Consider the following 10,592-nt stretch of genomic DNA (forward strand, 5'->3'; position numbering starts at 1 on the left):
GTTCGCGACGACTCCGTTTTGAAGATCGATAACGATGAGCGCGGTGTTGGGGCGATTAGCGAGCGCAGTCATGGGCGAAATACCTTTCGCGTGAAAAACACATCTTAACTAGATTTTCCGGGCGCAACGCGAGTAATTCGAACATTCACACTGTGAGGCGAAGATACGAAACGGGTCGGCGGCACCCGACCACCTTTAACGGCCGGCTAATCGCAGCCCTTCGGCATATCTCCGCATTAATCCGTTGGGAAGACTAAAGCGCGCAAGCGTCACTCGCGCCTTGGAAACTCAACGCTTTAACCGCGGTATATGGACCGACGTGGTTCGAGAATCGACGTCTGTGTCCGGCCAAGACTTGGCCATCTACGGACGTCCAACCACACTTACGCGTGCGATTCAAACGCCGGTCATATCTGAAAGCAAGCCGCCGGGGGTCTGGCGGCTGATTCTGTTTTCGTCGAAAACAATGCGTGATCGAGGTGAGTTGTCGCCCGTTAAACCGCGTTAAACCAGCACGTGGCCACCGTCGACAATCACGACCTGTCCCGTGCTAAAACCCTGTTGCATCAGGTACAGATACGTTTGGGCAACATCGCTTGCCTCGCCGACCCTTCGTACAGGCATTTTCCCTGCGATATAGTCATAAAGACCCTCGCGATCGGCTTCGCTCATGTTGTCCCACAACGCGGTGCGCAAGACACCGGGTGCCACGGCATTGACCCGAAGCGGGGCAAGCTCGACGGCCAACGTGCGAGTCAGTGACTCGATCGCGCCCAGGATGCTGGACGGGATCGTCCAGCCAGGCAACGGACGCGATGATGCCACTCCGCTTGTAAGAGTGATCGAGCCGCCCGTGCGAATGCGAGGTGCCCCATATTTAACAGCCTTGAGGGCGCCCCAGTAGCGCACCTCGAAAGCCCGCTGTGCGGCTTCAATGGTGAGGTCAGCCAGGTTTTGCAAGAGCAGCGATTCACCCGCGGTATACACGAGATGGTCGAACGCGCCGACGCGCTCGAAAAACGCGCTTACTTGTGCCTCGTCGGTGAAATCGAGGGGCTCGCCGCGCGTACCCTGAGGCAGTCGCTCCAGTGCAGCCGCGACGCGCTCCGGCCTGCTCGATGCGATGATGACCTCGGCCCCGGCATGCGCAGCGGCCTCGGCTACGGCAAAGCCAATTCCTGACGTGCCGCCTGCTACGACGACCCGGCTTTGCTGAAGCGTGATGCCGGAAAATTGATTGTTTCCCATGCTTGATGTTTTCGTGAGAAGGAGAACCACACGGTAACGCCGAGCATAAAGCTGTATTGCTGCCTATCGCCGATCGAAGCGCTACCGCGACTGCGGAAGAGTGTACGTGGTTTGCGAAAATCGCGTCGAGATGCGGTGAGTATTTGTATCGAGAGGTCGCATTTAGTGGGCCTTGGATACGAGAGCTTGATGCAATGAATTGACGACTTGAACGAGCGAGGATTTGACAACCGACTCCAAAGAACGAACGCCCTCCTCACCTCAATTGCCGTCATCGGCAAGCCTTGTGGTCCAGTGGCCGCGCTGGGTCAGCATTTATGCCTTTCGAGCAAAGCGAATACGCCTGCGTTGTGTTCCATATCTTCGCGTGAGCTGAGGCCTAACCATGAACGGACACTTGCCCCGGCCCGCTCAACATCGAACGACCGAGGCCGGATTCGGTGGTAGCCGTCAGGCTTTGGAAAGCAAGTAGTACCCAAACCCGAGCGTTGCTCGGCCCCATTTCAAGTAGGCCTTATGCCACGCCTGCATACGCTCTGAAAATGCTCTCGCGTCAGGATCATCCGGGTGCGCCGCGACGAATTGCATCATAGCGTCGCAATACTTACCTTCGTATTCATCCCACTCGTCATCACTACTTGTTGCCGTACGAAGCACGTTATAACCCCATGCACTAGCGCGCTCAGCGTTTTCGGCGTGAGAAACGAACTCGTCTGCGGTTCCGTTGAGCGCGTCGAGATAGCTTTGCGAAGGTGGCTGCTTCCAGAAACCTTCGCCGATAAGCAAACGTCCATTGGGCTTGAGCCAGCCGGAGCTAACTCGTAGGCACTCTTCAAACGAACCGAACGCGTGCGTTGATCCGACGCAAAGGATAGCGGCGTATCCCCCATCCGGCCGAAGGTGCTCGAGCAACGGAGCATTGATCAAGCTAAGCCGCGAATCTACTGGAGGCTCCTGCCTAAACGCAGCTCGCGCCTCATCCAAGAAGCGTTGATTGATGTCGACGCCGATTCCGTGTGCGGGCGACATGCGAAGGACATCTCGCAGCAAGGCGGCTTTGCCACAGCCCGCATCAAGTACAACGTCTTCGGCACGGCAATGACTGACGAGGCTCCGGGCGAGTTCGCGAGCCTTGTGCCGCGAAAGCGGACTTAGGTAGTGGTGGTTACGATGCGCGATAGTCGAAAAGCGGAATGGGTCGTTGTTCGTGTCGGCCATGATTCTCTTGCGAAAAGATTGCGAGGGTTTCTTTCAACATCGTTCCGCAAAGAGCTTTCATACACGAACCTCCTGAATGTTGGTGCTTTGATTATCATCGCAAGCTTACACAGATTCGTCGCTGAACAAAAATCTCTCGGGTCGAACGATGAGCCCTTTGGGGACTCCTAGAATTCCGCCACAGGTCCAGAACACACCAACGTTCGGCAAAACCCCGTCAAAAACTCAGTCGAGCGCAAGATTCAGATCGCTGACAATCGACGCATGCGTCCGTCGATTGTCGGGCACATGGGCCAGATCTGTCGCATGGGGATGGCTTCGAACCCGAACACGGTGTTTGCGCGCGACTCGGCAGGAACAAAGCTGTCAGCCGATGCCCTGCCAGGCGTCCCCCTACAACCGCAGCGCGTGCGGGAACAGGCTCGCGTATAGCATGGCCGTGAAACAAAACACCTTAAAAAGGGCCGAGTTAGAGATGAAAGATCATCAGCACTTGACACTACAGGCTACCCCAGGTCGAAATCTTTTCGCACTGCGGCTGCTCGTCGGCATTTGTCAGGGATTGGCGCTGTATCTGCTCGCGAACGCTGCGCATGATCGCAGCGGCATCGCAGCTGTGCCGGCTCTGTTCTTTCCGCTGGTTCTTGTTGCCCTATTCATCCCGCCGACGCTTATTGCGGGCCTGCCCCAAATGAGGGGAGCGCGGCTAGCAATGTGGGCCACTGTGCTCGCCGTAATCGTGGCAATCGTGGGCTATCACGACGCATGGCGATCGGCAGGCACCGAGATTGCCGGAATGCCGTCATTCGACGGCGCCGAGGTTCCCCTGCCGTCAATGGCCGCGACCTTCTACAGCGGCGTAATTGTATTTATCGCTTATTGCCTCGTTCTCACCGGCGAGGCCACAAGGTCGTGGTTCGCCCCCTACGAGTCGTACTTCGAAGCCAGTTGGAAACTCGGGCTTCAGGTCTGTCTGTCCGGGCTGTTCGTATGTGCTGTCTTTCTTGTGCTCTGGCTAGGGGCCTCACTCTTCCAGTTGCTCAAGCTGGATTTTCTCGATCATCTCCTGCGTGAATCGTGGTTCAACATCCCCGTCAGCGCGATGGCGTTTGCATCGGCCCTGCACATCACCGATGTGAGGCCAGACATCATTCGGGGCTCGCGCACGCTTGTCCTGGCGCTACTTTCATGGTTGCTGCTGGTACTCGTTGTCATCGTTGGCGGATTCCTCGCATCCCTTCCCTTCACCGGGCTCGAATTGCTATGGGCTACACGGTCTGCTACGTGGATTCTGCTCGGCGTCGCCGCGCTAAAAATCATCTTCGTGAATGCCGTCTTCAAGGGTGGCCCTCGGTCCGACCACGCGCCGCGAGTACTGCGTGTCTGTATGAGAGTTGCATGCTTGATGCTTCCCGTGCTGGTGATCCTTGCGACTTATGCGCTCGCACTGCGCGTTGGGCAATATGGGTTCACACCGCACCGCGTTTTGGCCTGTGCAGGAGCGTTCGTGGCTTACATCTATGCCATCGGCTACGCGTGGGCGGCACTCTCTCGCAGTGATACTCTCGCGAGAATCGCGCCCGTGAACGTGCTTACGGCGTGGATATCGCTTGCTGTCCTCGCTGCAATATTCACGCCGTTGGCTGATCCGGCACGTTTGTCCGTGGCCGACCAGGTAGACCGTCTCCTCGCGGGAAAAGTGGAGCCCGATAAATTCGACTACAACTTCTTGCTGAAGCAATCCGCGAGATACGGTCAGCAAGCTCTCGCGCGCCTGCAGGGGGAGAATAAGGCACCGAATGCCGCCTCCATTCGCAAACGGAGCGCGGATGCTGTTCGTCATCCAAGCCCCTTGAACACAAGCCGCCCGGATGCCGCAACGCTCGCTCGCAACATCGTGTCACGTACGCCCGGGCAGTCGGTTCCGGCGTCATTTCTTTCGAAGGACTGGGAGCAGGTCACGCAAAACTGGATGCTTCCAAGCTGCCTTAACGTTGACTCGGAGAAGTGTGACGCTTACCTAGTCGATTTGACCGGTGACCATAAACCTAATGTCGTGCTCTTGCCGGACAGTGGAAGTACTGGATTCGTGTTTGACCAAGCCAGCGAGGGAGATTGGCAACTGGTTGGCACGTTTTCGATCGCACCAGACTGCGTCGCAGTACGTGATGCCTTGACCAAAAAGACCTTCCAGCTCGTTGAGCCTCGGCTGCGAGACATTCAGGTCAATGGCCAACGCATTGAGGTAGAGGCGACGCAAACACACCGCGTAGCGTGCTCGAAATAGGAGTTAGGGCGTAGGAGCCCTATGAACGGCTCGGCAAGGACGCGAGGACCGACCAATGATGGATTGCCGGCTTTGAGCCAGTGCCGGCCATATTCGCTTGAATGCGGCCGCCGTTTCGAGCTTGCGCGAAGCGGTGACATTCTAAAGTTAGGGCCGGCGACTTATCGCGCCGTCGGCCTAACGTCCTTACACACACGGCAGCATAACGTCGACGACGGTCCGTTCGCTACTGACCGAGAACGGAAAGCGCCTCGTGCATCGGCAACAGCGGCACGGTGACCAACCCATCGAGCGGTGTGTTCATTTCCAGAATCAGGAAGATCGCAACGGACGTGGATAGCGCGCCCAGAAATAGCGTGATCGTGACCGTTGCATTCGGCGGCGTGAAGAGCCCGAACGCGCCGAAGATAATGCATAGCCACAACACAAGGGTGACCAACAGCGCAATAGGCGTCGAACCTGCCGCTTGAAGCAGCCCCAGCTCGCGCACGGCCAGCACGTTGTCCGTCATCTCGATTGCACGTGCCTGCAGCCGCCGTTGCGAGTCGTCGTGCGGCGCAAGTTCCTCGATTTTGCGCTGGAGATATTCCCCGCTCTTGAATGCCTCGGGGCTGTGCAGCCTTGATAACTGCGAGCCGTCGCCCGACTCGATATGCTGAATCCCCGCAGCGACAACCCGTTTCAACAAGCGACGGATCTCCTGTGTTTCCGGCCCATATTGGGCAAGCACGCGATCGAGCAGGATGATATTGGCAGCCTCGTGTGTCACCTGGGCACTCACGGTATCGAACGAGTTCTTCGCCGACGAGATCAGCAAGCCGAGCACCAGCGCGGCCATCGTGGCGATCAGGCCGGTCGTCAGTTTGATGACACCTATCGAGTCGTCATCAAGATGACGACTCGGCAGCAAGGTGCGCAAGTACAAACCGAACAACGCGCTGCAGAAGACACAGGCAAATATGCTCAGGGCGACGCTCAGATGTTGCATTGTTCAATTTCCCCATCACCCCACGTCGACAGTGAAGCGACTGACGTACAACACCACAGGTCAGCCTCTTACGTGCGCCGTCGTTGGGCAGCGTCGCCTGTCGTCCTTGCTCGTCTGCGCGCGGCGCGTCGGTCAGGGTGCGGGTACAACACGGTAGTAGACACCGTTCGCGCCGTACGAAGGCTTGAACCACGTATTGCCACACAGGTAGTAGCTGCCCTCGGGCTTGACACAGCCGGCGGGCAGCGCCGCATATATCGCGCCCATCGCAAAGTTCGAACTGACCGGCGCAGGCGCAGGCGGGCCGCTCGTTGCGCCGGCGGCATAGCCGGCGCTGTAGGCGTTCGCAGCCGTCGCTTGCGTGTGGGCCGACGCCACCGCTGCGCCAGCCGCGACACCGACTGCCGCGCCTGCGGCAGCCGCGCCGGCAGTGGACCAGCCGCCGCAGTTATAGCACCCCGACCCATACACGTTCACCGTCGTTGGCGGATGGTACGCGGTGTACGTCGCGCCATGGTAGGTGCTGTGATATGCCGTCGCGCCGGATGCGCTCGTGTAGGTCGTATAACCCGATCCCGCGGCATGTGTCGCGGTACTGCCATAGGCATTGGTGGCAGTCGTGCCTTGGCCATAGGTGTGGGTCGCACTTCCACCGTAGGAATTACTGAAGTTGGTCTGCCCGGAGCCCTGCGTGTGCGTGGCCGTGCCGCCATAGCGGTTGGTGGCGGTAGTGCCTTGCCCGTAGGTGTGCGTTTCGCTGCCACCCCAAGTGTTGGTTCGAGTTGTCGTGTCGGACCCGGCCGCGTGCGACGTTGTCCCGCCGGCCATGTTCTCGTGGGACCAGCCGCCCGCGTGCCCCCACGCACCCGCAGAGCCCGAAGCGAACGCAGACGTCAGGCAAACTGCCACATGGACAGCAACTGTCTTTAACACGATGTGCCTCCTCATTGAGGCCTGGATGGCTTGTGCCTCGGTGGCGGCTTCATGCCCGGTACGTCCGCGGTGTCAGGGCGCTCAAACGCGATGCGTGTCGCGCTCGCTATGTCGGCCGGAACGAACGTGTTCTCGGAAACGCTCGAATCAAGCACCCAATTTGACAGCGCAAGAACGTGGCGCAGCCGGGCCGGATCATCGAGATAGACCGCGTAAATGCGGTAAGGAAGCTTGTCCTGCACACCGATCCAAACCTGCACGAATACGTCGCCGCTCACGTATGCAATCATATCCGTCGTCGTGTCGGCCACGACGCTCGATTGGCCGATATAGAAAGCAGTTTTCAATCCATCGGCAATATCCTTATAGGGGTCCGCAGCAATCACGTCGATAAACGGGAAATAGATTGCGCCAATATCGTAGGCCTTCTTGAGCGCGGCATCGATCGTCGGCGGTGCATCGACGATGGCGACCAGGTTCTCCGCCGGGGCGAAGGCTGTCATCGTCTTACCATCGTAATAGAACTCCGCGCGCGGGCCGTCGCCGATGGTGATCACCTTGAGCTTGTCCGGCCGCTGCATCGTGACTTCTGACTTGGTCGAGTAGATGAGAGGTGGACCGAGACGACTTGGACTCTCGTACGAAACGATCGCCGTGAAGGTCATCGACTTCGCAGCCGCGAGGCGCGCGCTCGCAGCCTTCAAGATATCGATCGCACGCGTTTCAAGCCCTGGCTGATAGCTGGGTGCGGGAGACTTCGGCGCGTGTTTGACGGCTGGCTTCGGCCCCGCGTTCGTCGGCTTTAGCTGCTGCTGCTGTTGCTGTGCGCTGACGCTCGACGCGAGGCAAACGCTCAACGCTACAACCATTGAGCGAAAGACTGGTTTGCAGGAAGCCACGGTAGCCATGTTAAAGAGAGCCAGGATTTGGGGCACGCCCGCGACGATTAGGGGATCATCCCGCATTCGAACAACTTGTTTGCAATCGGCGCCGCCACCCGGTCGATGAACGCAGCGCGCATCTGCGCATCGTTGTGCATTGCCTGGATCGCCCTCTGTTCACCCTCCGGCATCGGCTTGCCTTTCTTCGCTGCACGCTCTTGCCACAACTGCTCACAGCTCGATTGCTGATACTTTTGCACGACACGGTCTGCAACGGCATCAAGCATCGGATATTGCTGAGCAATCGCGACATCCGCCAAAAGTAACGCGGGTGTCATCGTGAACCACAAAATGCGCTTCATCATCGTTGGATCCCCGCATCTGGAAAAGGCGCTGAAGTTGGCTACAGACAAGTGCACCGAGAGTGCTACACAATCGACTACGTGCTCGCGCGCCCGAAGCAAAATCATCAACTCAAAGGTGTATGTTACGAGGCCGAAAACCCGCTCGATATTGGACCTTGGTCTTACGCAAAGAGGTAGGCTTCGCGTATTTCCTGCGTCGCATAGCATTGGGCGGTAGTACAAGGAATCGTACATCGCTCGATTTGCCATATGTGCTAATGTTCACCGAATTCTGATCCGTCGATAGGGTCGAATCTGCGGCATCGGTTTCTCGCGAGAGTCGACAACAAAATATGCCAGACGTGAGCTGTGTTTCACTTCATCAAAGGAGGGAATGGCCATGTTCAAACGATCGATTGCAGTAGCAACGGCGGTTTTGCTGGCGACAGCGGGAATTGCGCAGGCGCAAGCCCAGGCCACGATGGCATCCGGAACTGGGGCGGCGAACTGCGAAACCCAGGCAGTGGGCAAGGACGGCAAACCGCTTGCCGGGGCGGCGAAAACCTCGTTCATGAAGAAGTGCATGAAAACGACGGCGTCGAAAGAATGCGAGGCCAAAGCCATGGGCTCGAATGGCAAGCCGCTTTCAGGCGCGGCGAAGAACTCGTTCGTCAAGAAGTGCGTGGACTCGGCCGTCCAGTAACAGCGACGCGTTTACCGGCGAGCGGGCAGAGGTGACTCGGGCGGATGAACGAGCGCCCTCCCGCTACGCGTGGCAGTTCGCGTCGGAAGCATGAACTGCCGCACGCAGTCACTCAAGTGGCTAGGCAAAATAGCGCCGACAGCGACTCCGACTTGGCACCATTGGCCACCCAATTATTAGAATGCATGCCTCCGTCTCCAACCTTGGCCTAACGACCGACCTATTGCTGCACGCACAAACCGGTATCGTCGAAGCTCTGGACGACTACATTGTCGTCCGGACGCCTGATGCGCCTGAGTATTTCTTTGGCAACCTGCTCGTGCTACCACGCCGCCCCTGCGAGCGTGATGTGGACCGGATCGAGCATGATTTTGCAAAGCTCGTTGGCACGCCGCCACGCATTGCGCATCGGACGTTCACATGGGTCGAAAGCGATGAAGGCTCTGTCGATCTCAATGCATTTGCCAAGCGCGGTTACGAGGCCACTGTATGCAAAGTACTCATCGCGCAACCGCATCACAGCCGCCCGGTCGTGACAAACCGAGAGATTGAAGTCCGAAAGTTTTGTTTTCAGGAAGACTGGGACGCTTGGTCAGAGATGCATCTGGCTGATATGTCGAACCCGTTGGAAATTACCTCGCAGCGCTATATCGCGCATCAACAGACCACCTACAAACGTCTCATCGAGCAGGGCTTTGGCGACTGGTGGGGGGCGTTCATCGCCGGGGAGCAGGTGGGAAGTCTTGGCTTGTTTTTTCTTCAGGGGATGGGACGCTTTCAATCAGTCCTTACCGCGGAACAGCATCGGAACAAGGGAGTCTGCAAAACGCTGGTGAGCACGGTGGTCGGCCTCACCGCTAACAGGGCTGAGCGATTCGTGATGGTCGCGGACGAAACCTACTTTGCGGGAAAGATATACGAGGCGTTAGGGTTTGAACCACATGGACGTGTTGCGGCTCTTTGCCATGAGCCGGGAAGTATCGCAACGGCTTCCCGCTAGCGAGGCCTATCCTACGCGCTGTCGAAAGGCAGTGCACCAGCCTCACCCTAGCACGTTGCGCGGTATTACCTTCAGGTGAAATCGGTCGCGTCGATCTCCTGCTTCAGCCCACGAACGCGCGTTTCATTTGTTCTCGCCACGCATTACTGTTTGTCCATGGCGGGTATTCGAACTCCGCATCAACGCGTCTAGATTGACCTCCATCGGCGCCATCGGCCCGACCGGCATGGAAGCCGAACCCATTCATCTGGAGGTTTTACGTGAGCACGTCGCAGAAAGTCTTTGTCGTTACCGGCGCATCGAAAGGCATTGGCGCAGAGCTGGTGAAGGCCTTGCGCGAACGCGGCCACCACGTTGTCGCAACGGCGCGAACCATCAGGCCGTCGGATGATCGCGACATTCTCGCGGTGGCGGGCGATATCGCCGACCCGTCCACCGCCCGCCGCGTGATCTCCGAAGGCGTGGCACGCTTCGGCCGCATCGACACGCTGATCAACAACGCCGGCATTTTCGTCGCCAAGCCTTTTACCCGTTACACCGCTGAAGACTACGCAGCGATGACGAACGTGAACCTCGCCGGTTTCTTCCATATCACGCAGCTTACGATCGCGGAAATGGAGAAGCGTTCGAGCGGCCACGTTGTCAGCATTACGACCAGCATGGCCGACCACGCGATCGATGGAGTGCCTTCGGTGCTGGCCTCGCTGACGAAGGGCGGTCTGAACGCAGCCACGAAATCCCTCGCGATCGAATACGCGAAGCGCGGCATCCGCGCGAACGCTGTCGCGCCCGGTATCATCAAGTCGTCGATGCACCCAGTGGAAACTCACGAGGCGCTCGGCGCGCTCCACCCTGTCGGTCACATGGGCGAAATGAGCGATATCGTGGGCGCCGTGCTGTACCTGGACTCGGCGCCATTCGTGACAGGCGAGATCCTTCACGTCGACGGCGGCCAGAGCGCAGGCCACTAAGCTTGCCGAACGCGCTAGC

At 58.4% G+C, this 10,592-nt stretch carries 10 protein-coding genes; 4 read left to right on the plus strand and 6 right to left on the minus strand.

The genetic code is table 11. The features are described from left to right. Positions 1–504: 504 nt before the first annotated feature. The gene (locus VL598_RS01380) at positions 505–1,248 is read right to left on the minus strand and encodes an SDR family oxidoreductase (RefSeq protein ID WP_325324909.1); all 744 of its coding nucleotides are present in this window, start codon (positions 1,246–1,248) and stop codon (positions 505–507) included. Positions 1,249–1,698: 450 nt separating this feature from the next. Continuing rightward, entirely contained in the window at positions 1,699–2,466 is a 768-nt protein-coding gene (locus VL598_RS01385) for a class I SAM-dependent methyltransferase (RefSeq protein WP_325324910.1), read from the minus strand. A 475-nt stretch (positions 2,467–2,941) separates the two neighbouring features. Here VL598_RS01385 and VL598_RS01390 point away from each other — a divergent pair, with 475 nt between their 5' ends. After that, positions 2,942–4,753: a DUF4153 domain-containing protein gene (locus VL598_RS01390; RefSeq protein ID WP_325324911.1), complete on the plus strand. Its 1,812-nt coding sequence runs from the start codon at positions 2,942–2,944 to the stop codon at positions 4,751–4,753. Positions 4,754–4,979: 226 nt separating this feature from the next. Here the strand turns inward: VL598_RS01390 and VL598_RS01395 are convergent, their stop codons facing one another. The 4 genes from VL598_RS01395 to VL598_RS01410 all read right to left on the minus strand — a co-directional run bounded on the left by VL598_RS01395 (position 4,980) and on the right by VL598_RS01410 (position 7,920). Further along, positions 4,980–5,741 carry a hypothetical protein gene (locus VL598_RS01395; protein ID WP_325324912.1) on the minus strand — a complete coding sequence of 254 codons (762 nt, stop codon included), beginning with the start codon at positions 5,739–5,741 and terminating at the stop codon, positions 4,980–4,982. 132 nt (positions 5,742–5,873) lie between these two features. Beyond that, positions 5,874–6,674 (minus strand): hypothetical protein, encoded by an 801-nt coding sequence (locus tag VL598_RS01400; protein ID WP_325324913.1) that lies wholly within the window; start codon positions 6,672–6,674, stop codon positions 5,874–5,876. Positions 6,675–6,685: 11 nt separating this feature from the next. Then, positions 6,686–7,543 (minus strand): DUF2092 domain-containing protein, encoded by an 858-nt coding sequence (locus VL598_RS01405; RefSeq protein ID WP_325324914.1) that lies wholly within the window; start codon positions 7,541–7,543, stop codon positions 6,686–6,688. 77 nt (positions 7,544–7,620) lie between these two features. After that, positions 7,621–7,920 carry a hypothetical protein gene (locus VL598_RS01410; RefSeq protein ID WP_325324915.1) on the minus strand — a complete coding sequence of 100 codons (300 nt, stop codon included), beginning with the start codon at positions 7,918–7,920 and terminating at the stop codon, positions 7,621–7,623. A 379-nt stretch (positions 7,921–8,299) separates the two neighbouring features. Between VL598_RS01410 and VL598_RS01415 the strand changes: the two genes are divergently transcribed. The 3 genes from VL598_RS01415 (at position 8,300) to VL598_RS01425 (ending at position 10,573) form a co-directional block, all read left to right on the plus strand. Then, entirely contained in the window at positions 8,300–8,602 is a 303-nt protein-coding gene (locus VL598_RS01415; RefSeq protein WP_414718637.1) for a hypothetical protein, read from the plus strand. Between the two features lie 181 nt (positions 8,603–8,783). Continuing rightward, on the plus strand, positions 8,784–9,602 hold the full coding sequence (locus VL598_RS01420; protein ID WP_325324917.1) for a GNAT family N-acetyltransferase: 819 nt from the start codon (positions 8,784–8,786) through the stop codon (positions 9,600–9,602). A 260-nt stretch (positions 9,603–9,862) separates the two neighbouring features. After that, the gene (locus tag VL598_RS01425; RefSeq protein ID WP_325324918.1) at positions 9,863–10,573 is read left to right on the plus strand and encodes an SDR family NAD(P)-dependent oxidoreductase; all 711 of its coding nucleotides are present in this window, start codon (positions 9,863–9,865) and stop codon (positions 10,571–10,573) included. Positions 10,574–10,592: the final 19 nt, after the last annotated feature.

The sequence above is a fragment of the Trinickia sp. genome, assembly GCF_035492435.1.
In the GTDB taxonomy this organism is placed as follows: domain Bacteria; phylum Pseudomonadota; class Gammaproteobacteria; order Burkholderiales; family Burkholderiaceae; genus Trinickia.